The following is a 25,688-nucleotide window of genomic DNA, read 5'->3' on the forward strand; positions in this document are numbered from 1 at the left end:
GGGTGTGCGGGTTGCCATAGCTGGTTGCCATGGATTGTCAATCATCACGGACGATGAAGGAGCAGCATGAAGTCAGAGCAGTATGTCCCCCAACGGTATGTTCCCGGCGAGTATGCCAGGGAGCACATCCGCATCACCCCCACCAGGCTGGCCGACGGACGCCGGTTCTTCTACCTGGACGACGATCCTGAGTACGTCTCCGGCCGCAAGACCAGGCGTCTGGACGATCCCCGTCCGCTGACCGACCGGTTCGCCCCCCATCAGGACCAGGAGGGCAGGACGGTGCCCTTCCAGCCGCCGCAGATGCGTCGGGACCCTCTGACCGGCGACTGGATTCCCATGGCCACGGCCCGGATGAACCGGCCCATCACCGCCGGCCCGCAGGCCACCGCCAAGGGCAACCCCCTGGCCGCCAGAAAGCCCGGGGACCCCTACCAGGATGGGGAGATCCCCGATGTGGACTACAACGTGGCGGTCTTCGAGAACCGTTTCCCCTCCATGATGCAGGTGCCCAATACCCAGGCGGTCGACCAGCCCTCCCTGGTGGACGGCAACCCACTCTGGCCGGTGCGCGAGGCCAACGGGCGCTGCGAGGTGGTCTGCTTCGACCCCGATGAGCACGCGTTGCCCGCCGATCTGCCGGTTTCCCGTCTGCGGACGGTGGTGGAGGCCTGGGCCTTCCGTACTGCTGAGATCTCGACCATGGAGGGCATCGAACAGATCTTCCCCTTCGAGAACCATGGCCAGGAGATCGGCGTCTCCCTGGCCCACCCCCACGGACAGATCTACTGCTACCCCTTCATCGCCCCCCGGCTGGAGCAGGAGTTGAGGCAGTGCGCCGACTACCGGGAGCGCACCGGCGGCAACCTCCTGGCGGACATCCTCAAGGCCGAGCTGGACTCCGGGCGGCGGGTGGTCTTCCGCAATGCCACCTGGGTGGCCTATGTGCCTGCCGCCGCTCGCTGGCCCCTGGAAGTCCACCTGGCCCCCATCCGCGACGGGATCCTGAGCCTGGATCAGCTGAACGACCAGGAGCGCTGGGACCTGGCCGTCATGTATTCCACCCTGCTCAAGAGGGGCAACGCCTTCTTCGACAAGGGCGACGGCAGGGGGATGGATCTGCCCTACATCGCCGCCTGGCACCAGGCACCGCTGCACGATCCGCGGCGGGAGGACTACCGGCTCAACCTGCAGTTCTTCTCCTTCCGTCGGGCCGTGGACAAGATCAAGTATCTTGCCGGATCCGAGTCAGGCATGGCTGCCTGGGTGTCGGACACCACCCCCGAGCGGATCGCCGACCGTTTCCGCCAGCTGGGACCCCTGGATCTGGAGAATGGAGAGAATCAATGACGACGAGAGTGGAATTCATGCAGGCCTGGACCCAGGGCGCCCACGGCCAGGGGGCCACCAAGGCCCGGGAGCTTTTCCAAAAGGTCTATGGCGAAGATCCCCAGGGCGTCTGGAGCGCTCCGGGCCGGATCAATCTGATCGGCGAGCACACGGATTACAATGCCGGGCTCTGCCTGCCCATCGCCCTGCCCACTCGTACCTATGTGGCCGTCAGTCCCAGGACGGACAGCCGGGTCCGTCTGGTCTCCACCATGGATCCGGAGCATCCGGTCCAGGCCGACCTGGATGGTCTTCAGGCTCGGGGAGTGAGCGGATGGGCGGCCTACCCGGTCGGGGTGGCCTGGGCCCTGCAGCGGGACGGCTTCCTTGGGGTTCGAGGGTTTGACCTGGCCCTGGCCTCCTGTGTGCCAGTCGGGTCAGGGTTGAGCTCTTCGGCGGCCATGACCTGTGCCGTGGCCCTGGCCCTGGATGACCTCTTCGGTCTGGGGCTGGGCGGTGACGAGGCTGGCCGGGTCAGGCTGATCCAGGCCGCCATCACGGCTGAGAACGATATGGCCGGCGCCTCCACCGGCGGCATGGATCAGAGCGCCGCCATGCGATGTCGAACCGGCTGCGCCCTGCGGCTGGATTGTCGGCCAGAGCTGGATGCCATGAGCAACGTGCACCAGGTCCCCTTCGACCTGCAAGCTGCGGGCCTGGAGCTGCTGGTCGTCGACACCAGGGCCCAGCATCAGCTCAACGACGGCCAATACGATCAGCGACGGGCCACCTGCGAGCAGGCCGCGCATCTGCTGGGGGTGGCCAACCTGCGTCAGGCGGCCGATCAGGTCAATGGGGCTGCTGATCCGCCATCCGCCCTGGCTGTCCTGCTGGAGCAGCTGCCTGAGGAGACCATGCGTCGGCGGGTCCGTCACGTGGTCAGCGAGATTGGACGGGTGGACCGCTTCATCGAGGCCTTCGGCAGGGGCGATTACGTCCTGGCCGGCCGCCTGTTCAACGCCTCCCATGACTCTCTCAGGGACGATTACGAAGTTACCTGCCCGGAGCTGGATGAGGCCGTAGATGCGGCACGCCAGGGCGGGGCCTACGGGGCTCGCATGACTGGCGGCGGGTTCGGCGGATCCATCATCGCCCTGGCTGATGCCGGCAAGGGTTCCGATCTTGCCCGTGACATCGCCGAACGATTCGCCTCCAAAGGATTCAAGGCCCCAAGGGCCCTGATCGCCCTGCCCTCCTCGGCTGCTGCGCGCGAATCCTGAATCCGGACTGTAGACTTCTACGACCTTGCTTCTCCCGGCGCTCCTCTAAGCTGGGGGAGCGGGGATCCGGTTTTCATGGGATCCGGTCAAGGGCGAGGTGGATGAGGAGGACGGTCATGGACAAGGCGATCATCACGGTGGTAGGCAAGGATGCCATCGGCATCATCGGCAAGGTCTGCACAGACCTTTCCCAGCAGGGTATCAACGTGCTGGACATCTCGCAGACCATTCTGGACGGCTTCTTCACCATGATGATGATTGTGGACTGCACCGCCTGCCGGGATGATTTCGATGCATTGAGTCAGAGGATGGAATCCCTGGGAGAGGACATCGGAGTCTCCATCCGTTGCCAACGCGAGGAGATCTTCACAAGGATGCACCGGGTCTGAGGAGGCAGCCATGATCACACGTGACGAGGTCCTGGAGACCAACGACATGATCGACCGGGAGCGCCTGGACGTGCGCACCATCACTATGGGCATCAGCCTGCTGGACTGCGCCAGCCAGGATGTGGACATGCTCTGCCGAAACATTCATCGCAAGATCGTCTCCCTGGCCGGCGACCTGGTGCCCACTGGGGACTCCATCGCCCGCGAATACGGCATTCCCATCGTCAACAAGCGGATCACCGTCACCCCCATATCTCTGGTGGCCGCCGGAGCCTGCCACACCGTGGAGGACTATGTGGCCGTGGCCAAGGCCCTGGACCGCTCGGCCCAAGAGGTCGGCGTCAACCTGATCGGCGGCTACTCGGCCCTGGTCGGCAAGGGCATGACCCCGGCCGAGCGGCTGCTGATAAAGTCTCTGCCCAGGGCGCTGAGCCAGACGGAACGGGTCTGCGCCAGCGTCAACGTGGGCTCCACCAGAACGGGCATCGATATGGATGCCGTAGCCCTGATGGGCCGGGTCGTCAAGGCCACTGCCGAGAGCACCGCCGACTCGGACAGCTCCGGCTGCACCAAGCTGGTGGTCTTCTGCAACGCTCCGGACGACAACCCCTTCATGGCCGGCGGTTTCCATGGGGTCAGCCAGGGGTCGGCCGTCATCAACGTGGGGGTCTCCGGTCCTGGAGTGGTCAAGACCGCCCTCGAATCCGCGCGAGGGGCGGACTTCGGGCAGCTCTGCGAGACCATCAAGCGCACGGCTTTCAAGATCACCAGGGTGGGGCAGCTGGTGGCCCAGGAGGCCAGCCGTCGGTTGGACGTGCCCTTCGGGATCATCGACCTGTCCCTGGCGCCCACCCCTGCCGTCGGGGATTCAGTGGGCGAGGTCCTGCAGGCCATGGGCCTGGAGCAGGTGGGCGCACCGGGGACCACCGCTGCTCTCGCCATCCTCAATGATCAGGTCAAGAAGGGCGGCATCATGGCTTCCAGCTCGGTGGGCGGGCTGTCTGGGGCCTTCATCCCCGTGTCCGAGGACGCCGCCATGATCCAGGCTGCGCAGGAGGGGAGCCTGACCCTGGAGAAGCTTGAAGCCATGACCTGCGTCTGCTCGGTGGGGCTGGATATGATCCCCATCCCCGGGGATACATCTGCTGAGTCCATTGCCGGCCTGATCTCCGACGAGGCGGCCATAGGCATGATCAATCAGAAGACCACCGCTGTCAGGGTCATTCCTGTCATCGGCAAGCAGGTGGGCGAGTGGGCCGAGTTCGGCGGGCTCATGGGCGGCGGGCCGGTCGTGCCGGTCAATACCCGTTCCTGCGCGGACTTCGTCAATCGAGGCGGACACATCCCGGCACCCATTCACAGCTTCAAGAACTGAGTGCGCTCGCGGGGTTCAGCGACCGCCTTGGAATCCCAGTTGCCGCCAGGCCTCGTAGATGGCGATGGAGGCGCAGTTGGTCAGGTTCAGGCTGCGCAGGCTGGGTCGCATGGGCAGCCTGACCTGTTCGGCCACGTGAGGGTCGGCCATGATCTCCATGGGGTCGGGGATGTCGCCCGGTTCGGGGCCGAACAGGAGGATGTCGTCCGGCCGGTAGCTGACCTCGGTGTAGAGCTTGTCGGCGTGGGCGGTGAAGGCGATGATTCGGCTGTCGGGCATGGAGCGGACCAGGTCGTCGAAGTCCGGGTGCAGGACCACATGGGCCATGTCGTGGTAGTCCAGGCCGGCCCGGCGCAGCTTGGTGTCTTTGAGGTTGAAGCCCAGGGGTTCTATCAGGTGCAGGATGGTGCCGGTCACGGCGCATAGGCGGATGGCCGAGCCGGTGTTGCCGGGGATTCGCGGCGAGTAGTAGCACAGGTGGGGCGTGGAGGTCTTGACACGGCTGGCCTGATCGGCCTTCATCATGGCATCCACTACCGATATGGGGTTGCCGTGGGCGTCGGTGACCAGCTCGTCGGGACCATAGTTCGATTTGCGGTATCCGTACTCGTACATGCTTTCGACGGCCTTCGAGGGGTCGCCGGACCGCTCCTGTTCCTGCCTGTTCATGAGGCCAACCTACCGTCGCCAAACGACAGGCCAGGCAGTGCCGGTCGGCACCGTCGGGCAGAATACGGCGGTTGAATGAGGCGGAATCGGATGGTGAGGGGCGGTGTGACCCATGGAGCGTGCGGAGATGACCTTGGCGGAGACGGAGCCCATCCGTCTGCGGCTGTTCGACTGGTGGAGCCGATATGCCCGCGACCTGCCCTGGCGCTTCGGGCGAACCACGCCCTGGGGGGTCCTGGTCTCCGAGGTCATGAGCCAACAGACCCAGATGAGTCGGGTGGTGCCCTACTGGACGGCCTGGATGAAAGTCTGGCCGGATGCGGCCTCACTGGCCGCCGCCCCCAAGGCTGAAGTCATTACGGCCTGGGGCAGGTTGGGTTACCCGCGCCGAGCCCTGCGCCTGCAGGAGTGCGCGCGGCAGGTGGCCAGTCAGCACGCAGACCGGCTGCCCCGGGATTACGACCAGCTGGTGGCCCTGCCTGGCATCGGCGACTATACGGCCAGCGCTGTCATGAGCTTTGCCTACGGCGAGAGGATCGCCGTCATCGATACCAACATTCGCAGGGTGCTCTCCAGGGTCTTTCTGGGACGTGAATCCAAAGGGGGTGCTGCCAGCCGAGAAGAGCACCAGCTGGCCTGGCAGGTCCTGCCTGAGGACGAAGATTCAGAAGTTTCTGATCATCACGTGAATGGTGACGACAGCTTGGGAACGGCTGACCCGCAGATCCGGTCGGCAGCCTGGCGGGAGCCGCCCTCGGCCCGATGGAATCAGGCCGTTATGGAGCTGGGGGCTACGGTCTGTGTGGCCCGCAAGCCGGTCTGCGACATCTGTCCTCTGGCCGGCCACTGCCGTTTCCTCAAGGCTGGGCTGCCCGGTCTGGGTGCAGGCAGGACCAGGCCCCGGCAGCGCTTCGCAGGCACCGATCGGCAGATTCGCGGATCCATTCTCCAGGCACTGCGACAGGCTTCGGGCGCGCCCGTCTCCAGGAAGGACCTGAAATCCCTGTGCGACGACGAAATCCGACTTGATCGGTGTATCGCCTCCCTGGACGAGGACGGCCTTCTGGAGATCGGCCCAGATGGCCTCCTGAGTCTGCCGCAGTGAAGGCAGCCCTGACGATTAGACTGGAGAAGTATGGCCAAGCGACGCATGAGCGAGAAGAAGCGGCGGATGTACCGTCGCCGGAGGATTGCGGCTGCCCTGCTGGCGGTGCTTTTTCTGTTGGTCTGCGCTGGTCTGGTCTGGGGCGTGGGGGCCGGCATCCGAGCACTGCGTGGAGGCAATGGGGCCCAGGGAACCTCGACCAGTGTCCAGCAGAGCTCAAAGACCAAATCCAAGGACAAAGACAAGCAGAAGAAGGATTCCGGCAAGAAGCGTTCCTCAGGAGCTCCTGACTGCGGCAAGGAGGACTTGGCCTTGGAGCTGGCCGCGCCCGATCCCAGTACCGGGGTCGGCGGATCCATCGACTTTACGGCGACCATTCGTCACAAGGGAACGGGCTCCTGTCTGGTGGACGGCTCCGACGGCGGCCGGGTGCTGATTATCACCAGCGGCGAGGAGACCATCTGGCGTTCCGATGCCTGTCCGGTTGGGGCTCGCACCCTGCTCATGGCCACCGGCGACAAGGACGTGCAGACCATCACCTGGAATGCCGACAGCAGTCAGGACAGCTGCCTGTCCGACGATCAGCTGCCCCGCGTCAATGCCGGCTCCTACCAGGCCAAGCTGGTCCTCAAGGCCAATCCCCGAGTGGTTTCCCAGCCTGTGCCGGTCATGGTCCAATAGCAGTTGCTCTAAAACGACACGCCGATTGCTTCCGGGGCTCTTAGCTGGTATTCTTGATGCTTTGCATGAGGTGTGTCATATAGCGGGCATGCATCATCGAGGAGGTGCCCGCGAATAGGCATATGGCGGCCATTCGGCATCTCCCTGGGGTAACAGGAATGATCGAGTACGGCGAGCGATAAGGAACGTCCATTTTGGCTGCCAATAAAGCTGTAAGAAGTACCACCACTACGCAGGCACGCGCTGACGAACACGACATCAAACTGCACAAGGCCACCGATCGTGTCAACTTCGGATCCATCCGCGAACCCATCGAGGTGCCCTACCTCCTGGGTGTGCAGACCGATAGCTTCGACTGGCTGGTCGGCAACGACCGCTGGAAGAAGCGGGTCGAGGAGGATCAGGTCAACGGGACCCATACCGTGGCCCCCGTCTCCGGCCTGGATGAGGTCTTCCAGGAGATCTCTCCCATTGAGAACTTCGCCCAGACCATGAGCCTGACCTTCTCGGATCCTTACTTCGAGGAGCCTCGGCACACGGTCCAGGAGTGCAAGGAGAAGGACTACACCTACTCGGCTCCTCTGTATGTGAACGCCGAGTTCGAAAACGGGGACACCGGCGAGATCAAGTCGCAGACCGTCTTCATGGGCGACTTCCCGCTGCAGACCCCTCACGGCACCTTCATTATCGGGGGCTCGGAGCGCGTTATCGTCTCCCAGCTGGTTCGCTCCCCGGGTGTCTACTTCGACCGCACCCAGGACCGCAACTCCGACAAGGAGATTTTCGGGGCCAAGATCATCCCCAGCCGGGGTGCCTGGCTGGAGTTTGAGATCGACAAGCGCGATGTGCTGGGCGTGCGCGTGGACCGCAAGCGCAAGCAGTCCGCCATCGTCTTCCTCATGGCCATCGGCATGACCAAGCCGCAGATCCGCAAGGCCTTCAAGGGCTACCCGCTGGTGCTGGATGCCCTGGAGAAGGAGACCATCGAGACCCAGGACGAGGCCCTGACCGACCTCTACCGCAAGATCCGGCCTGCTGACACCGCTTCTCCCGAGGCCGGCCGCAACCTGCTGGACTCCTTCTACTTCAACACCAAGCGCTACGACCTGGCCCGGGTCGGTCGTTACAAGATCAACCGCAAGCTGGGCCTTGAGGCCGATTTCAACGACCGCAGCCTGCATCCCGAGGACATCATCGCCACCCTGAAGTATCTGGTGACCCTGCATGCCGGCGGGCAGACCTTCCCCGGCCGCCGCGACGGCCAGGACATCGAGCTGCGGGTGGACGTGGACGACATCGACCACTTCGGCAACCGCCGCATCCGCCAGGTGGGCGAGCTGATCCAGAACCAGCTGCGCACCGGCCTGAGCCGTATGGAGCGTGTAGTCCGCGAGAGGATGACCACCCAGGACGCCGAGGCCATCACCCCGCAGTCCCTGATCAACATCCGCCCGGTCAACGCCACCATCAAGGAGTTCTTCGGGACCTCCCAGCTGAGCCAGTTCATGGATCAGAACAACCCGCTGGCCGGCGTGACCAACAAGCGTCGTCTTTCGGCCTTGGGCCCCGGCGGCCTGTCCCGCGACCGTGCCTCCATGGAGGTGCGCGATGTGCACCCCTCCCACTACGGACGCATGTGCCCCATCGAGTCCCCTGAAGGTCCCAACATCGGTCTGATCGGCTCCCTGGCCACCTTCGCCCGCGTCAACCCCTTCGGCTTCATCGAGACCCCCTACCGCAAGGTCATTGATGGCCAGGTGACCGACGACGTGGTCTACATGACCGCCGACCAGGAGTCCGAGCACACCATCGCCCAGGCCAACCAGGAGATCGACGAGACCGGACACTTCGTCGAGGACGAGGCCCTGGTCCGTGATGCCGAGGCCGAGGCCAAGGATGTGCCCGTCTCCCAGGTGGATCTGATGGATGTCTCCCCCCGGCAGATGGTTTCGGTGGGTGCCTCCCTAATCCCCTTCCTGGAGCACGACGAGGGCCACCGAGCACTGATGGGCACCAACATGCAGCGTCAGGCCGTCCCCCTGGTCAAGTCCGAGCGTCCCCTGGTGGGTACCGGTTCCGAGTGGCGGTCCGCCATCGATTCCGGTGACGTCATCCTGGCCGAGAAGCCAGGCGTGGTCACCTACGTCTCCGCCGACATCATTCGTGTCATGAATGACGACGGCACCCAGTCCTCCTACAAGCTGGCCAAGTTCCAGCGGTCCAACCAGACCACCTGCTACAACCAGGTTCCTCTGATCAAGGATGGGGAGCGGGTCGAGGTCGGCACGGTCCTCGCCGATGGCCCCGCCACCCAGAAGGGCGAGATGGCCCTGGGCAAGAACCTCCTGGTGGCCTTCATGCCTTGGAACGGCTACAACTACGAGGACGCCGTCATCATTTCCCAGCGTCTGGTCCAGGACGACACCCTGAGCTCCATCCACATCGAGGAGTACGAGACCGACGCCCGCGAGACCAAGTTGGGCGCCGAGGAGATCACCCGCGACCTGCCCAACGTGGGCGAGGATGCAGTGGCCAACCTTGACGAGCGCGGCATCATCCGCATCGGTGCCGAGGTCGAGGCCGGCGACATCCTGGTCGGCAAGGTCACCCCCAAGGGTGAGACCGAGCTGACCCCCGAGGAGCGGCTCCTGCGGGCCATCTTCGGCGAGAAGAGCCGCGAGGTGCGCGACACCAGCCTGCGGGTGCCCCACGGCGAGACCGGCACGGTCATCGAGGTCAAGGAGGTCACCCGCGAGGATGCCGAGGAGGACGGCGACGAGCTACCCAACGGCGTCAACCGGATGATCCGGGTCTACATCGCCCAGCACCGCAAGATCACCCAGGGCGACAAGCTCTCGGGCCGCCACGGCAACAAGGGCGTCATCTCGAGAATCCTGCCCGAGGAGGATATGCCCTTCATGGCCGATGGCACCCCCATCGACATCATGCTCAACCCCCTGGGCGTGCCCTCCCGTATGAACCTGGGCCAGGTCCTGGAGCTCCACCTGGGGTGGATCGCCCACTCCGGCTGGGACATCAGCCTGGACCCCGACCTGGAAGCGGAGTGGAAGAAGCACATCCCGGCAGGCGCCGAGAAGGCCGAGCCCGGCACCGCCGTGGCCACCCCGGTTTTCGACGGCGTGCGTCAGGATGCCCTGAACGGTCTGCTCAAGACCACCCTGCCCAACCGTGACGGCGAGCGCCTGGTGGGCGACGACGGCAAGGCCGTGCTCTACGATGGCCGTACCGGCGAGCCTTTCACCAAGCCCATCTCCGTGGGCTACATGTACATGCTCAAGCTCCACCACCTGGTCGACGACAAGATTCACGCCCGGTCCACCGGCCCCTACTCCATGATCACCCAGCAGCCCCTGGGCGGTAAGGCCCAGTTCGGCGGCCAGCGTTTCGGCGAGATGGAGGTCTGGGCCTTGGAGGCCTACGGCGCCGCTTACACCCTGCACGAGATGATGACCACCAAGTCCGACGACGTGGATGGCCGCGTCCGGGCATACGGAGCCATCGTGCGCGGGGAGAACCTGCCGGCAGCCGGCATCCCCGAATCCTTCAAGGTGCTGCTCAAGGAGATGCAGTCGCTCTCCTTGAACGTGGAAGTGCTCAACGCGGAAGGCAACGTGATCGAGATGAAGGACGAGGACGACGACCCGAGCGCTGCCTCCGACGACCTGGGCTTCAACATCGGCGCCCGTCCGGACGCTGCAGCCAAGGCAGACCAGTCCGCTCCCGAGCCGGAGTACCGCTGAACCACCAGTCACAGGGATGCCCGTCTGACGGGCATCCCGCCAAGAGGCAAACTTCAGAGCAGTTACAAGATCAGAGACAGGACACAGAGTGCTGGACGTCAATGCATTTGACAAACTGAGAATCGGACTGGCCACCGCCGACGACATCCGCGGCTGGAGCTATGGCGAGGTCAAGAAGCCCGAAACCATCAACTACCGTACCTTGAAGCCCGAGAAGGACGGTCTGTTCGGCGAGCAGATCTTCGGACCCACCCGAGATTGGGAGTGCGCCTGCGGCAAGTACAAGCGCGTGCGCTTCAAGGGGATCGTCTGCGAGCGTTGCGGCGTGGAGGTCACCCGCTCCCGCGTCCGCCGCGAGCGTATGGGCCACATCGAGCTGGCCGCCCCCGTCACCCACATCTGGTTCTTCAAGGGCGTGCCTTCCCGGCTGGGATACCTGCTGGACATTGCGCCCAAGGACTTGGAGAAGGTCATCTACTTCGCGGCCTACATGGTCACCAAGGTGGACGAGCAGCAGCGCCACAAGGATCTGCCTGACCTGCAGGACGAGTTCGACAACGAAATCTCCCAGCTGGAGAAAAAGCGCGACCTGGAGATAGACAAGCGCGCTAAGAAGCTGGAAGAGGACCTGGCCGAGCTGGAGAAGACCGACGAGGTCAAAGGCTCTATGAAGGCACGTCTGCGCAACGGTGCCGAGCGGGACATGACCGCCATCCGCAAGCGTTACGACGATCAGATTCAGAGGATCACCGCCGTCTTCGACCGCTTCAAGACCCTGAAGCCCGGCGATATGGAAGGCGACGTGGACCTGTGGCGGGAGATGCAGGACCGCTACGGTGACTACTTCGAGGGCTGCATGGGTGCCGAGGCCATCAAGAAGCGCCTGCAGGACTTCGACCTGGAGGGTGCCGCCAAGGAGCTCCGCCACGAGATCGATACCGGCTCCGGCCAGCGCAAAGCCCGTGCCCTCAAGCGGCTCAAGGTGGTCTCCGCCTTCCTGAACACCGGCAACAAGCCCGAGGCCATGGTCCTGGATGTCGTCCCGGTCATTCCGCCCGACCTGCGCCCCATGGTGCAGCTGGATGGCGGCCGTTTCGCCACCTCCGACCTGAACGACCTCTACCGACGCGTCATCAACCGCAACAACAGGCTCAAGCGCCTGATCGAGCTGGGCGCTCCCGAGATCATGCTCAACAACGAGAAGCGCATGCTCCAGGAGGCTGTGGACTCCCTCTTCGACAACGGCCGCCGTGGCCGTCCCGTCACCGGAGCCTCCAACCGTCCCCTGAAGTCCCTGGCAGACATGCTCAAGGGCAAGCAGGGCCGCTTCCGTCAGAACCTGCTGGGCAAGCGTGTGGACTACTCCGGCCGTTCCGTGATCGTAGTCGGGCCCTCCCTGCGCATGCACCAGTGCGGCCTGCCCAAGCCCATGGCCTTGGAGCTCTTCAAGCCCTTCGTCATCAAGCGCTTGGTGGACCTCAACTACGCCCAGAACATGAAGAGCGCCAAGCGCCTGGTGGACCGTGGCGACCCCGAGGTCTGGGGCGTGCTGGAGGAGGTCATCTCCGAGCATCCCGTCCTGCTCAACCGTGCGCCTACGCTGCACCGTCTGGGCATCCAGGCCTTCGAGCCCATCCTGGTCGAGGGCAAGGCCATCCACCTGCCCCCGCTGGCCTGCGCGGCCTTCAACGCCGACTTCGACGGCGACCAGATGGCAGTTCACCTGCCCCTGTCGGCTGAGGCCCAGGCTGAGGCCCGCTCGCTCATGCTGGCCTCCGACAACATCCTCAAGCCTGCCGACGGCCACACGGTCACTATGCCTTCTCAGGACATGATTCTGGGTCTGTACTACTTGACCACGGTGGTTGACGGCGCCAAGGGCCAGGGCCGGATCTTCTCCAGCCTGGCTGAGGCCCGGATGGCCCTGGACCTGGGTGAGATCGACATGCAGGCCAAGATCCTGCTGCGGGTCCCCGCCGACTTCGTCATGCCCAAGGACTGGAAGCCCGGCGACCTCAAGGTCGTCGAGCCCGAGCCCGGCAGCCCCGACGTGGTCAAGGAGGAGGTCTTCAAGGACGGCTCCCGTCTGTTCGCCACCAACTACGGGCGGGTCCTGTTCAACCGGACGTTGCCTGTGGACTACCCCTTCATCAACGAGCAGGTGCCCAAGGGCAAGCTGTCCGGCATTGTGGACGACATCGCCACCCGGTACTCGACCGCCCAGGTCGCGGCCACCCTGGATGCCCTGAAGGATCTGGGCTTCACCCGGGCCCAGTGGTCCGGCGTGACCATGGCCTTCTCCGACATCGTGGTGCCACCCGAGCGCAGCGAGATCGTCAACGAGTACCAGGGACAGGCTGCCAAGGTCAACTCCCAGTATGACATGGGTCTGCTGACCGACGAAGAGCGCCGTCAGGAGCTGATCAACCTGTGGACCGAGTGCACCGACAAGGTGGCTGACGCCATGCAGGAGCACTTCACTCCGGACAACAACGTGAACATCATGGTCCAGTCCGGCGCACGAGGCAACTGGATGCAGATTCGCCAGATCGCCGGCATGCGAGGCCTGGTGGCCAACCCCAAGGGCGAGATCATCCCTCGACCGGTCAAGTCCAACTACCATGACGGTCTTTCGGTGCTGGAGTACTTCATCTCCCAGCACGGCGCACGCAAGGGTCTGGCCGACACCGCACTGCGTACCGCCGAGTCGGGCTACCTGACACGTCGTCTGGTTGATGTCTCCCAGGATGTGATTGTGCGCGAGGAGGACTGCGGCACCATGCGCGGTCTGACCATGAAGGTGGCCGAGCGCGACGAGCAGGGCAACCTGGTCCTGGTCAAGGCGGCCGACGGCGGTCCCTACTCCCGCCTCCTGGCGGCCGACGTCATCGACCCCAAGGACGGCAAGACCGTGCTTTACAAGCGCGGCGATGCCCTGTCCATGGACGTGCTTCGCGACATGGTCGCCCACGGCGTGGAGGAGGTCAAGGCCCGCTCGGTCCTGACCTGCGAGTCTACCCGCGGGGTGTGCGCCAAGTGCTACGGCTGGTCCCTGGCCACCAACAAGCTGGTGGACGTTGGCGAGGCCGTGGGCATTGTGGCCGCGCAGTCCATCGGCGAGCCTGGCACCCAGCTGACGCTGCGTTCCTTCCACTCCGGCGGCGTGGCTTCGGCCTCCGACATCACCCAGGGTCTTCCCCGTGTCACCGAGCTCTTCGAGGCCCGTACCCCCAAGGGCGAGGCACCCATTGCGGAGTTCCCTGGAACCGTCAAGGTGGAGGACACCGACCGCGGCCGTCAGGTGACACTGACCCCGGATGACACCTCCGTGGAGGCGCTGACCTACCCGGTCACCCGCCGTGCGCCCATGATGGTCAAGGATGGACAGCACGTCGAGGCCGGCACCCAGCTGATCGAGGGCTCCGTAGACCCCAAGAAGATCCTGCGTATCCTCGGCCCACGCGCCGCCCAGGTGAACATCGTCAATGAGGTGCACACGGTCTACCGCTCCCAGGGCGTGGACATCCACGACAAGCACATCGAGGTCATCGTCCACCAGATGCTCCGTCGCGTGACGGTCATCGACTCGGGCGACACCGATCTGCTGCCCGGCGAGCTGGTTGACCAGGCCAAGTTCAAGGCCGCCAACATGAAGGCCGTCAAGGCCGGAGGCAAGCCGGCCGCTGGACGCCCCGAGCTCATGGGCATCACCAAGGCCTCCCTGGCCACCGACTCCTGGCTGTCGGCCGCCTCTTTCCAAGAGACGACCCGCGTGCTCACCGAGGCCGCCCTGAACCAGAAGGTCGACGACCTGAAGGGCCTCAAGGAGAACGTGATCATCGGCAAGCTGATCCCGGCAGGCACCGGCTTGGCCAGGTACCGCAACGCCACTGTGGAGCCCGACAAGGCCATCCGCGACACCATCTACCCCAACTTCGGTCTGGGTGGCGGCGACGTGGATCTGAGCGATGCCGACCTGAACGATGTGGACTTCTCCAACATCGACTTCGGGGACTTGAAGCTGGGCGACGACTTCAACCCGGACGATTTCCTCAATGACCAGGGCGGCCAGAGCCATCTGGGCACCCCCAACGTGCAGGATCCGTCAGCTGAGGCCGGCGATCAGACGGCTGCCACCACGAACACGGGATCTTCGGATGCCGCCGATGGCAGTGACTCCGCCCAGAATCCGTCCCAGCAGTCCGGTTCGGCCACCTTCTCCTCTTCGGAGGATCAGCACTCCAACCAGTGAGCGTCTGAGCAACCGGTAGCCGTAGATACGCTTGGGCCGGATGACCCGGCCTGGCGGATTCGGCTGCCGGATGTGATAAAGGATGAGGGCCCGTGCAATCGTAGCGATTGCACGGGCCCTCACCTTGTTTTCTCGCGGTCCAGGCTGCAGACAGGTCAACGCAGGTGCCTAGGGGAAAGCAGGGTGCGCCAGCGTCGGGTTCGCGGCAGGGATGCCAGGATGGCGGATCTGAGCTTGTCTACCAGCTGCCAGCAGTCTTCGACCTCCTGCTCATCTGAAGGGTGACGGTCGAACGAGGCCTGATCGGCCATGTTGCGCAGTCGATCCAGATCCCGATGCAGCCCAGCCGACGAGGACCCTGGGGGGTCGGTCAGCAGGGTCTGGGCGATCAGAGCTGCCTGCTCGCTACGGGTGCCATCCAAGGACAGGCCGGTCTGTCTGCCCAGGTTGCCGATCTGTCGCCAGCCGGCGCGGATGCGTGTCTTCGGATCGCCGGTCGACCGGGCCCGTCGGCGCAACCAAGCCTTGACGGCCAGCAGGAGCAGAGCCAGGAGAGCGGGCAGCCAGACCGGCATGGTCCAGAGCGCCACTTTGGCTATCAAAGGGCCGTACCGCTTCCAGAAGGAGGGTGAAGACTGCCGGGATGCTTCCTGCCCGCCGACGGTAGTCCGACCCTGGGCGGTCCGGTCGTCGCGGGGAGGATCGACCAGCGGGGGCGGTGGCTGGCGAACCAGGGTACGCGGGTTGGGTGGCGTAGAGTCCAGGGACCTGTCAGGGGTCTTGGTCTCCGGTGGCGTGGGGTAGAAGGGGACCCATCCCAGACCCTCTAGGTTGACCTCCACCCAGGCCTGGGCATCGCGTCCTGTGAAGTCGATTCTGGTGCTGCCGTCCGCCTGGGTCCTGGTCCGTTCCCTGCTGATGGAGCCGTCACGGTTCTTGGGCAGGAATCCCAAGACCACCCGGGATGGCAGACCCATCTGCCGGGCCAGGAGGGCCATGGCTGAGGCGTATTGTTCGCTGTCGCCCACCATGGCCTGGCCCTGCAGGAGTTGATTGATTCGATAGTCGCCGTGGCCGGAGGCCGAGGGGTAATCGCCGGCCAGACCGTGGGAGAACCACCCCTCCCGGTGCAGCCGTTCCTCGATGGCCAGAGCCCTGGCACCGCCGCGCACCTGCATGGAGGTCATGGAGGCAGCCGCCTTGGGCAGGCTCTCTGGAGCATCCGCCAGGGGAGGCACCTGCACATCTCCCGGATCGCTGTCGGCGATGCGACGGGTTGCTGGTCTATCTTCGGCCAGGCCATGCACTGTATAGCTGGTTCCCTTCTGCAGGGCCTGATCGGTCAGGACAGTGTCTGTGGCCTTGTTGAAGTAGAGATCCTCCCTTTGCAGGCCCTTATCCGTATCGATACCGTTGACCTGTCCAGCGGAAGGCAACCAGGCGTGGTTGAATCCCTCTCGAATCTGGAAGGTTGCTGTAAAAGGTCGTCCGGTCGATTTGGTGTCTTTGGCCTTCTCCTGGTGTGTTTCTGTGCGGATCTGAACGCCGATGCGCCGGTAGTCGGCGGCTCCTGCACCTGAGGAGTCGGACAGATTCCAGACCTTGCCGTCATAACGGTCCATGACGGCCATACGGACTGGGGTGCCAGCGGGCAGGTTGCGGACCGTGACTAGGGTATCGTCGCGGTGACGTTTGATGTAGGCGCGGTAATCGCTCAAGGGGCTGGTGAACTGGTAGGGGTCTATGGGCGGCTGGTAGTGGTCGCGAATGACCAGTCGGGTCGGGGCGGGCAGGAGCCCAGCGGAGAACATCAGTCCGGCTGCCAGGGCTAGGGTCAGGAGGGCGGATGCGGGCCCCTGCAGACGCAGCAGCCCCAGACCACTGGCGCACCAGATCAGCAGGAGCAGCCAGAGGATGCCACCTGTCAATGCCGGATAGAGGCCTCTGCTGGTGCCCAGGGCAGCTGACACAGCCATGGTGGCCAGGATGGGCAGGGTGGCTGTCAGGACGGCTACGGGGTGCGCCGGCCGTCCCAGGTTGCGGCCCAGACCATGGCGGGCCAGCAGCACGGCCAGGTAACAGGTCCAGAGCATCAGCGTCCACAGGGCCATCAGTCCGCCTGCCTCCTGTCCAAGGGGCGGGTCGATGGCTGCCAGGGTCTTGAACGCGCCGAAGGTGGCGGACCATCCTTGTGCCAGGGTTGCCCGAGTGGGCAGGACATGGGCCATGGTGGTCCCGTTCAGAGCGAATATAGGTCCTAGTAGGAACTGGGCGGCAATCAGCAGCAGAGGCTGGAGAAGGGCAGTGGCGATCCCACGGCGGGGGAGCATGGCGATCAGCAGTCCGGTCAGACAGGCGGCGGCTCCCACTGTCAGCCAGAAGGGCAGGCTGCCATAGACCGGCAGCAGCTGGAGTCCGGCCAGCAGATCAAGTGGGGCCAATGCGGCGACCAGAATAGCGGGGGAGCGGCGCCTGGTCGGGTCGACAGTGGATTGCAGACCAGACCGGTCGATCAGGCGGATAGGTTCCCTCTGGGCTTGGTCCATCCATGATGCGGATGTGCTCATGGCTGGTTCTCCAAGAGGATGGGAAGGTCCTTCCTGTTGCCCACAACAGCGTTGACCAACCCCGGTTGCGTCTGCAGGCTTGGATGGGCATCCAGGTCAGCAGCTAGCAGCATGACCGGGGATGCGTTCTGGGCCGATCCGTCCGCTAGGACTGAGGGTTGGCGGTCACCCAGCGGACCGGTCACCAGGATGGTCAGACTGGTTTGCTCGGGAGCATCAGCCAGATCGGGCTTGTCGTAGCTGTCCTGGCGGGGGCGGATGGCACTGCAGGCATCCAGAAAGCTTCGGGGATCCTCCGTAGGCAGGGTGGTGGTCCCATGGGCATCGGGATCGTCCGGTTCTGGGGCCAGTGCTTGCAGCCGACGGCCGTCAAGCAGGCATCGGCAGCCCAGAGAGGCATAGATTTCGACTGCCAGCTCGAACTCATCCGCGCTCCTGTAGGAGATGGCCTGGCCGTCCAGGATCAGCTTGATTCTGGTGCGCAGGGTGGGCTCGTACTGGCGGACCATCAGGGTGCCGGCCCGGGCGGTGGATAACCAGTGAACCCGTTTTATGTCGTCGCCCGGAACGTAGGGGCGTAGGGCATGGAATTCCAGATCGTCGTCGACAATGCCGGGGCCAGGGTTCCCCTCCAGGTCGCGCTCCAATCCGGCTTCGAGGGGCGGCAGTGCCACCGTGCGGGGATGGATATAGAGTTTGCGGGCGCCGCTCAGAATTCGGCGGCGACGGATGAGTCCCAGCGGATCCCCAGCCTCCATGGTCACCGGGCCTAGGTCAATCACGCCACGGGACCTGGCCTCCAGTTTCAAGCGGATCTGGTGACTCTGACCGGGTGTCAGGGCTGGCAGCGGTGCCATGACGGTTCCTTGGCCTAGGGCCAGGCCGATTCGGCCGCGGCGGGTGGAGCGGCTGCCTGGGTTGGTCAGCACCAGGATCAGCTCGGCCTGGCCACCCACCTCCAGGTGGCCTTGGTCCAGGCTCGTTTCAGCGCTACAGGACAGGTTGCCCAGGCTCATCAACAACCCCAGTAGGAGCATGCCCACGCCCAGCAGAGCGCCCGCCAGCAGTTCACGCCAGCCTGTAGGGGCGAAGGCCAGAACGCACAGAAGCGTGGCCAGAGCCATAGCCCGGCCCAGGGCAGTGATCGACTGCCATAGGCCGGCGGCCCGGGATTGCAGGCTCTGTTCGGATCCTGTCGAGGATGTCGGTCTAGCTTTCGGGGCAGTTCGGCTGGCGAAGGCGGTCATGGCTCACTGCTCTCCTGTGGGGACGGGGACCTTGGCCAGGGCTTCGGCCAGCGCCTGGTGTTCATCCATGTCCGCCAGCCTGCTCTGGGAGGTCAGGATCAGCCGGTGGGCCAGGATGGGGTCGACCAGTTTCTTGACATCATCGGGAATCACGTAGTCACGGCCTTGGGCGCAGGCCCGGATCCTGGCGCAACGGACCAGAGCCAGCCCGCCTCTGATGGAGGAGCCGACCCGGATGGCGGGACTGTGCCGTGTGGCTTCGATGATGTGGATGACGTATTCCATGATGGAGGAATCGCAGAAAACCTTGGAGGCGCAGGCAGCCATGGCCTCCACCTGGGCGGCGTCGACCACCGGTTCCACCAGGCCTGCCCGGTCGCGGATGTCGGCTTCTTCAAGAATGCGCATGCTGGCATCGTGCCCAGGCGCCCCAAGCGAGGTGCGGATCAGAAAGCGGTCCATCTGAGCCTCGGGCAGGGCATAGGTGCCTAGCTGTTCGATGGGATTCTGAGTAGCCATCACCATGAATGGCCGAGGGAGGCGGTAGGTGCGGCCATCCACGGTCACCTGGCCCTCCTCCATGACCTCCAGCAGGGCCGACTGGGTCTTGGGGGAGGCTCGGTTGATCTCGTCGGCCAGAACCAGGGAAGCAAAGACCGGGCCGGGCCGGAAGGAGAATTGTCCTTGAGCCTGGTCATAGAAGGTCACACCCAACAGGTCGGAGGGCAGCAGGTCCGGGGTGAACTGGATCCGCTTGCAGTCCACGGCGATGGAGGCAGCCAGGGCGCGTGACAGCTGGGTCTTGCCAGTGCCCGGATTGTCTTCCAGGAGCACATGGCCTCCCGCGATCAGGGCGGTGACACATAAGGCGACGGTTTCCTCCTTGCCCAGCACCGCCTGGCCGACGTTGTCCACGATGGAGCGGAAGAGGTTGGCGAAGGTCGACACATCCACGGGGGCCTGGTTCTTGCCTGTGGCATGGCCTGAACGTCGCTGCTGCCTGGTCTCTGATGCCTGACCTCCTGCTTCGGTGGGAGGCCGTTGGTTCTGCCCGGTCTCGACTTCGTATCTGGGAACTGAGGTGCGCTCCAGCTGTGGGTGACGGGATTGATCGGTGGCGTCGACGAGGTCAGGCCCTGCAGGAGCTGAGGAGGACCGGGAGAACAGGTCACGGACTGGCTGATGACCGGGGATAGTCCCGTCTTCCACCATGGTGCGGTCCGATGGGGCAGATTCCGTCCCGGATTTCTGATTCATTTCTTGTCCGGCAGCCACGGGGATGCGGCCGGGCCTGGTCCGGTCGTCGTTCGCCGCCGAGTCAGATTCCTGCTGCCCCAGACCGGCCATGAGGGCCTGGCGCTGTCGCTTGAGTACATCCAGTCGGTCGGCGGGGATACGTCGGCCTTCGTTGGTTGCCTCGCGGGCGGCCTTGGGGGTACTCCTCCTGGTCGCGTCATCCGGGATGGTGCCGTCCTGCTGGATGGGTTCCTGTGCGCTTCGATCATCCATGGTCATTCATCCTTGTCTGCTGAGGGACCCCTGACGGGTAAGGGTCTTGTCGCTTGGTTTGTCGGCATCCTCGGGCAGGGTCAGCTCCTTGGTGGCGGCGGGCGAATGGCCTTCGGACCCCACTCCACGGATGCGAGCTACCGCCCGGAAGTTCAGCCTGGCACCAGGTTTGACTGATCCGGCGGGCAGGGTGATGACATCACTGACCTCCGGCTGACCGCATGGCAGGGTCCAGGAAGCCTTGCCGGGGTCGAGGCCATCGATGCTCACCTGGATGTCTGCGCAGGGTCGGCCGTGTTCGGCACCAGGGTTCAGGACCAGTTTGACCTGATCCTTGCCTTGGTACTCCAGAGTCTGGAATGCAGGCGGATCCGGGTGCGACCAGGTGGCTCCAGAGGCTGAGGCCACAGGTCCTGATCCGGCCATATTGGCTGGGGTCACGCTCACTGTGCAGGTGCCTCCGGACTCGTCATGACCCACATCGAAGACCGCCTTGGTGGAGGTGGCCGACCGCCATCGTGGCGAACCGCATCCGGAACCCTCCCCGTGGACCGTATAGCCCTGGATGGGTGAGCCATGATTCTCTGGCGGACGCCAGGTGACGGTCAGGGTTTCCTTGCTGCCGCCGTCCACAGTCAGTGCCTGCACGCCTCCGGGAAGTGCGTCTGGCCTTGCTGCCGCCGGCGAGGAGGCGGGGGACCAGCCCACCTGGTTATGAGCTTGGACAGTGAAGGAGTAATCATGGCCGTTGTCCAACCCGTCGACCCGGCAAGTGACGGCATTGCCGCAGGAGCGTTGTCCCGAGCCTGCCGATGAGGTGTAGGAGACTCGATACTCGTCCACCGGACTGCCGTTGGCTGCACCCGGCTCCCAGGCCAGCAGAACCGTTCCGTCGCCTGCCTGGGCCGCGCCCGACAGCATTCTGGGGGCCTGAGGGCGGTCGATGATGCCCACGGTGATGGTGGCGCTCACCCGGCGGCCCGGATCCCGGCTGCCATCCTCGACCGTGGCCAGAATGGTGTTGGTGGAGGCGCCGATGTCACGATCGGCTTTGATGGCGATCCTCCCGTCGCCCAGGTTGCTGGCTGTCAGACGTGAGGTGTCGTCGCTGACCAGGCCGACCACGCGCAGCGGGGTGTCGGGGAAGGGGTTGAGGGCATCGTCGAATAGGTTCAATTCCAGACTCTGACCGGCTTTGAGCCCCACCTGGCGTGAGGGGACCGAAGCCAGAGGCCGGGTGGTGGCGACGATGCGGAAGGTCAGGACCGTATGCACCTGGCCGGATGAACCGGCGATGGTTACCGACAGGGTGGCCTTGGTGCCAGGCGTTGCGGTCTTGTCAGCGGACACGTTCAGCTGGCCCCGAGGACTCAGCTTGGCATGGATCGGCCCCTGGGGGTCCCCGGAAGAGAATGTGCTGTCTGCTGGGTCGCTTCCCTGAGGCCAACGGGTCATGGCAGGCAGGGAGATGGTCTGTGCCGGCTCCCCGGCCACCAGATCGATGACCGGTGCCGAGAGGACAGGCGGGGATGCTCTGCCGCCTGTTACGGTGATGGGCAGGGTCAGCACCGACTCGTTGACGATGGCCTGGCTGCCTGGATCCCCATCACGGACGGCAAAGGTCAATGAGGCTGGACCGGCATAGTCCTTGGCGGCGGTGAACCTCAGGGTGTGCTCGTCCACATAGGGGTCGGACCCGTCGGACTTGGTGGCGGAAACGGACTGGCGGGAGGTGATCCGTGCGGTCTTGCCTGCGCCCACCCTGACCTGATCGGCGATGTCGATGGTGATGCTCTGACCAGCCCGCACTTTGAGGGCCGGAGCGCGTGGTCTTAGGACCGGGGGGAATACCCCATAGGCGGGGACCTTCACAAAGGCCATTGAGGTGATCTTGTACCGGGTGTTGGTGACGGTGTAAGGCACGGCCCTGGCCTGGTTGGTCAGGTCGATGACCAGCTTGGTGGAGCCGGTTTCGCCTACGGTCCTGGCATGGGCCCTGGCCCCAGGATGAGTCCCCAGGCGCAGGTCATCGAGGGTGCCGGATGGATTGCTGATGGAGTCGGCCAGATTGACTTCCACGCTGCGCTTGTCCACCGTATCCTCGGGAGCCACCTGGTAATCCTGCGCTATGGGCGGCTGGATGGGGGCCTGGGGATCCGAGACCACGGTCAGGGTGGCCTGGTCGCTCAGCCCTGCCCGGTTGTGAGCCCGGTAGACCAGATAGGAGGTGCCTGGCTGTGAGGGGGCGGTCAGCCGGATCATGTCGTCCTTTACGCTGGCTTGGTCCAGGCCCTGGCGCTCCAGGTGGGGGTCCAGGCTCAAGGAGTCGTCATCCCCGGAGATGTCGTTGAGCAGAACCGGCACGTCGGCCACGGTCCCGGGCCGCAGCTTGACCTTGTCGTCCCGGGCGAAGACCCCGGTCACCGAGGAGTCGGGGAAGACGCCGATGCGCACGTGTGCCTGGGCGCGCTGCCCCATCCAGTCCTCCACGGCGTAGGTGAACTCGTCAGTGCCATGCGAGTCGGGATAGGCCTCATAGATCAGGTAGTCGGCACCGGCTTTGACGATCCTGCCCAGCCTGGGTGCCTGATTGCCCAAGCCGGACAGGGTGTCGCAGTCTCCGTCCGGGTCGATGCCGGTCAGGGGAACGGGGATGCGCACCTTGGACCCGGCAGCCACCTGGGCCCGCAGATCCTTGGGTGTAGGCGCGGGCTTGCTGGCCGGGTCGGAGGCATGCACCCGGAAGGTGATGGTGCCTGAGGCCGCGTTGCCCAGATCGTCCCTGACCGTATAGGTGGCCGTGAAGTCCCCGGTGCGCTCGCTGGCCTGATATCTGACCGTATCCCCGGATACGAAGGTCAGGCCCGCAAAGACCCGCTGATCCGTAGTCAGCTGCTGGTCCAGGGTGACGCTGGTCCCGTCAGCGTGGGTGACCTTGTCCATGACTGGAACCGTGACCAGGCCCGATGAGCGGACCCCTACCGTCAGATTCGGGGCCTTGGGCGCTGAGGCTGCCCTGCTCAGGGAGGGAGGCTGCAGGACGATGGTCCCTTGGGCGCTGCCGCTGGCGTTGGCAACTGTGTAGGCAATGCTCAGCGGCCGTGTGGGGATTTTTCTGGCAGACAGGTAGACCCGGCGGTGGTCCACGATGCCGGCCTTGATGCCGGAGTCCGGATCCACCCGCACATCGGTCAGGGCCAGCACTCCGCCCATGGGATCCAGGTCGTTGTCGAGCGGATCGACGATGGCGGTCTGGTCGGTCCCAAGTAGGGCTACATCGTTGACAGGAACCGGCAGCGCGGATCCGCCATGGTCGTGTTCTACCTCCAGCCTGACCAGCCCTTGGGTCTCCCGGTCACCCTGGGCCACCCGGTAGGGCACGTAATAGGTGCCCGGGTTGGCGGCGGTGGCAGTGAAGGAAAGGCTCTCGGTGTTGACCTTTATCTGGATTCCGTCGGGCTTGTCGACCCGGATCAGGCGGAGGGGCTGAGCGGCATTGGCGTGTACGCTCCTGCTCAGGTCCACGGTGGCCTCTCGGCCGGCAGTGGCCTGGCGAATGACCGGATCGACCAGTGGGGCCAAGGTGTTGACGGGTCTAATGGTGAAATAGATGAGTCCCTGACCGCTCATGACTCCGTCTGAAACAGTGACTTTGACTGCCAGCTGACCGGAGGTGGCCGATCCGGCACTCATGGTCAGCTGTCCGTCAGCCCTGGTGGACAGGGATATCCGATCCGAATTGACGGACTCGGCACCGGCCAGGGTCAGGGGGTCCCCGTCGGGATCCTCGAAGCCGGCCAGGGCGTTGACGGTGGTTGTGGCTCCCTGCTCCACCTCGTACTCGGGAGGGGTATCGTTCTGGACCGGTGCCTGATCGCCTCGGTCCATCTTGGCTGGGGCAATGTTGAGGTCGATGCCAGCCGAGGAGACCTGGCCGCGTCCGTCGGTGATGGAGTAGTTGATCCGGGCCCGGCCGACAGGTGCGTCGCTGGCATCCACCTGCAGGTAGCGGCCGTTCATGACCGGGGTCAGGCGAAGGTTGCCCTGTGAGCTGCGTGCATCCTCGATTCGCAGAACCGAGCAGTCGGTCTGGTGATCGTTACGCAGGGGATCCAGCAGGGCTCTGAATCCGGCCCGAATGCCCAGACTGTCGTCCTCGGCCTGGATGGGTTGGGATCCTGATCGACAGGTGGCCGCGAACCGCTGACGATTGTCGGCCGAGTCCTGACGCTGATCGGTCCTGTCCGTGTGTTTGACCTCCATGGTCTGCCACTGCGGCCGAATCACCTTGGTGGAGGTTCGGGGATTCCAGACATCGCCGGTCAGTACGTCATTGAGGATGACCCTCCGGTGGTTGGCTCGGAAGACTAGATCCGAGGTGGGGCCGATGGCCTCCAGGGTGGAGGCACGCGGCTGCGGTGACCGAACCTGCGGCATGGCTGTCCCTGTTGCGCACAATCGCAGGAAATTGTTCCCCGAAGAGGCCCAGGCCGTCCAAAGGCATCCGCCAGAGGAGACCGGTTGAGCGGGTTGACCGCTGCCGCCGGTGTCTACAGTCTCAACCTTATTGCTGGGGTGATCCAGATCAACCAGGTGGACGCTTTCCTGATCGGTCAGGCCCACCCAGGGTCCCTGGCGGTCCATATCCACTGGAGTGGATTGGAGTTGCAGGTCTCCCCGGTGCGGTATCCGGATGGATCCCTGGGGCCAGTAAAGCCGGTCGCCAGCCAAAAGGACGGGCCTTCCGTCGATGACGCTGAAGGCAGTGGCCCGGACGGGGATGTGGTTTGTCAGGGAGTCCAGTTCACGGTGGGCCCGGGAGTCTGGTCCGTCGATCCTCAACACGACCCCGTCCGAGGGCCGGTAGGCGTAGACGGCTCCGGAGGCATCCACGGTGACGGAGGCCCCGGAGCCCAGGGTCAGCACAGGGTCCCGGCGCTGCGGGTCCAGATCTCCCGGCGAAGCGGCCCGGCCCACCCAGATTTTGCCGGTCCGCGCCTGGAAGAGAACCAGTGTGGGTCCGTTGACCATCCGCTGGACCCTGGCATCCGAACGGGTGGTGTCCCCCAGGGTGGCGGTGGAGGCCGCTATGGGTGCCATGCCTCCCTCCCGGCCCAGGATGACCGCGTATCCGCTCTGGGCCAGGTCGAAGTGGTCGGTGCCCGTCGACAGGGCCACGTCCGCCTCTCCGATGTCGGGCTTGAACCGGGCGACCTTACGCTCGTTCTGGGAGGTGATCCAGATGCTGCCGTCATCCACCTGAACGGCACGGCGGTCCACCCCATGCACGAATAAGACGCCCAGGATGAGCAGGACCAGCGCCGTCAGCGTGACGGCCAGGATGGCGGCAGGGTTCTTGGCGCGGACGGCCAGAGCATGCCGCAGGCGCAGCCCGGCCCGGCGCATCCGCAGGAATCCTCCCTGCAAGTCCATAATCCCCTAGGTTCCTTTCCTGTCCTGCCACACAGGCTTAGCTTCTTAACTCGTCCCGGACCGCCGTAAATGCTCTCTCTGAGGACTGATT

Annotated in this window: 13 protein-coding genes; 8 read left to right on the forward strand and 5 right to left on the reverse strand. The window is 64.7% G+C overall.

The annotated features are described in order from the left end of the window. Nucleotides 1-66: 66 nt before the first annotated feature. The 4 genes from galT (at nt 67) to J3T92_RS08820 (ending at nt 4,373) form a co-directional block, all read left to right on the forward strand. Nucleotides 67-1,350, forward strand: coding sequence for a galactose-1-phosphate uridylyltransferase (gene galT / locus J3T92_RS08805; RefSeq protein ID WP_267401134.1), 1,284 nt, complete (start codon nt 67-69; stop codon nt 1,348-1,350). After that, nucleotides 1,347-2,609, forward strand: coding sequence for a galactokinase (galK, locus tag J3T92_RS08810; RefSeq protein WP_267401135.1), 1,263 nt, complete (start codon nt 1,347-1,349; stop codon nt 2,607-2,609). Before galT ends, galK begins: the two co-directional genes overlap by 4 nt. A gap of 116 nt (nt 2,610-2,725) precedes the next feature. Beyond that, on the forward strand, nt 2,726-2,998 hold the full coding sequence (locus J3T92_RS08815; protein WP_029677784.1) for an ACT domain-containing protein: 273 nt from the start codon (nt 2,726-2,728) through the stop codon (nt 2,996-2,998). A 10-nt stretch (nt 2,999-3,008) separates the two neighbouring features. Then, the gene (locus J3T92_RS08820) at nt 3,009-4,373 is read left to right on the forward strand and encodes a PFL family protein (protein WP_267401138.1); all 1,365 of its coding nucleotides are present in this window, start codon (nt 3,009-3,011) and stop codon (nt 4,371-4,373) included. Between the two features lie 15 nt (nt 4,374-4,388). Here J3T92_RS08820 and J3T92_RS08825 read toward each other — a convergent pair whose 3' ends face one another. Then, nucleotides 4,389-5,042, reverse strand: a complete 654-nt coding sequence (locus J3T92_RS08825) for a tRNA (cytidine(34)-2'-O)-methyltransferase (protein WP_267401139.1) — start codon at nt 5,040-5,042, stop codon at nt 4,389-4,391. A 112-nt stretch (nt 5,043-5,154) separates the two neighbouring features. On the opposite strand from J3T92_RS08825, the gene J3T92_RS08830 reads away from it, so the two are divergent. The 4 genes from J3T92_RS08830 (at nt 5,155) to J3T92_RS08845 (ending at nt 14,841) form a co-directional block, all read left to right on the forward strand. Continuing rightward, entirely contained in the window at nt 5,155-6,147 is a 993-nt protein-coding gene (locus tag J3T92_RS08830; RefSeq protein WP_416378912.1) for an A/G-specific adenine glycosylase, read from the forward strand. Nucleotides 6,148-6,177: 30 nt separating this feature from the next. Next, on the forward strand, nt 6,178-6,828 hold the full coding sequence (locus J3T92_RS08835; protein ID WP_267401140.1) for a hypothetical protein: 651 nt from the start codon (nt 6,178-6,180) through the stop codon (nt 6,826-6,828). A gap of 194 nt (nt 6,829-7,022) precedes the next feature. Next, nucleotides 7,023-10,589 (forward strand): DNA-directed RNA polymerase subunit beta, encoded by a 3,567-nt coding sequence (gene rpoB / locus J3T92_RS08840; protein ID WP_267401141.1) that lies wholly within the window; start codon nt 7,023-7,025, stop codon nt 10,587-10,589. Between the two features lie 88 nt (nt 10,590-10,677). Beyond that, the gene (locus J3T92_RS08845; protein WP_267401143.1) at nt 10,678-14,841 is read left to right on the forward strand and encodes a DNA-directed RNA polymerase subunit beta'; all 4,164 of its coding nucleotides are present in this window, start codon (nt 10,678-10,680) and stop codon (nt 14,839-14,841) included. A 155-nt stretch (nt 14,842-14,996) separates the two neighbouring features. On the opposite strand, the gene J3T92_RS08850 is transcribed toward J3T92_RS08845, so the two are convergent. Genes J3T92_RS08850 through J3T92_RS08865 form a run of 4 tightly spaced genes read right to left on the reverse strand, consistent with a single transcriptional unit; the run spans nt 14,997 to nt 25,597 of the window. After that, on the reverse strand, nt 14,997-17,408 hold the full coding sequence (locus tag J3T92_RS08850) for a transglutaminase-like domain-containing protein (RefSeq protein WP_267401145.1): 2,412 nt from the start codon (nt 17,406-17,408) through the stop codon (nt 14,997-14,999). Next, a complete protein-coding gene (locus J3T92_RS08855; RefSeq protein ID WP_267401146.1) occupies nt 17,405-18,655 on the reverse strand; it encodes a DUF58 domain-containing protein in 1,251 nt (416 codons plus the stop codon). Before J3T92_RS08855 ends, J3T92_RS08850 begins: the two co-directional genes overlap by 4 nt. 3 nt (nt 18,656-18,658) lie before the next feature. Further along, nucleotides 18,659-20,164, reverse strand: a complete 1,506-nt coding sequence (locus J3T92_RS08860; protein WP_267401147.1) for an AAA family ATPase — start codon at nt 20,162-20,164, stop codon at nt 18,659-18,661. A 6-nt stretch (nt 20,165-20,170) separates the two neighbouring features. Continuing rightward, nucleotides 20,171-25,597, reverse strand: a complete 5,427-nt coding sequence (locus tag J3T92_RS08865) for an Ig-like domain-containing protein (protein WP_267401148.1) — start codon at nt 25,595-25,597, stop codon at nt 20,171-20,173. Between the last annotated feature and the right edge of the window lie 91 nt (nt 25,598-25,688).

This window comes from Bifidobacterium sp. B4081 (genome assembly GCF_026537335.1).
In the GTDB taxonomy this organism is placed as follows: Bacteria; Actinomycetota; Actinomycetes; order Actinomycetales; family Bifidobacteriaceae; genus Bombiscardovia.

What these genes read in the sequence shown, in the direction of transcription:
- J3T92_RS08865 (WP_267401148.1), bottom strand. Translation starts at nt 25,597, where the DNA reads ATGGACTTGCAGGGAGGATTCCTGCGGATGCGCCGGGCCGGGCTGCGC.
- J3T92_RS08835 (WP_267401140.1), top strand. Translation starts at nt 6,178, where the DNA reads ATGGCCAAGCGACGCATGAGCGAGAAGAAGCGGCGGATGTACCGTCGC.
- J3T92_RS08820 (WP_267401138.1), top strand. Translation starts at nt 3,009, where the DNA reads ATGATCACACGTGACGAGGTCCTGGAGACCAACGACATGATCGACCGG.
- J3T92_RS08860 (WP_267401147.1), bottom strand. Translation starts at nt 20,164, where the DNA reads ATGGATGATCGAAGCGCACAGGAACCCATCCAGCAGGACGGCACCATC.
- J3T92_RS08830 (WP_416378912.1), top strand. Translation starts at nt 5,155, where the DNA reads ATGGAGCGTGCGGAGATGACCTTGGCGGAGACGGAGCCCATCCGTCTG.
- J3T92_RS08815 (WP_029677784.1), top strand. Translation starts at nt 2,726, where the DNA reads ATGGACAAGGCGATCATCACGGTGGTAGGCAAGGATGCCATCGGCATC.
- J3T92_RS08855 (WP_267401146.1), bottom strand. Translation starts at nt 18,655, where the DNA reads ATGACCGCCTTCGCCAGCCGAACTGCCCCGAAAGCTAGACCGACATCC.
- J3T92_RS08850 (WP_267401145.1), bottom strand. Translation starts at nt 17,408, where the DNA reads ATGAGCACATCCGCATCATGGATGGACCAAGCCCAGAGGGAACCTATC.
- galT (WP_267401134.1), top strand. Translation starts at nt 67, where the DNA reads ATGAAGTCAGAGCAGTATGTCCCCCAACGGTATGTTCCCGGCGAGTAT.
- galK (WP_267401135.1), top strand. Translation starts at nt 1,347, where the DNA reads ATGACGACGAGAGTGGAATTCATGCAGGCCTGGACCCAGGGCGCCCAC.
- J3T92_RS08825 (WP_267401139.1), bottom strand. Translation starts at nt 5,042, where the DNA reads ATGAACAGGCAGGAACAGGAGCGGTCCGGCGACCCCTCGAAGGCCGTC.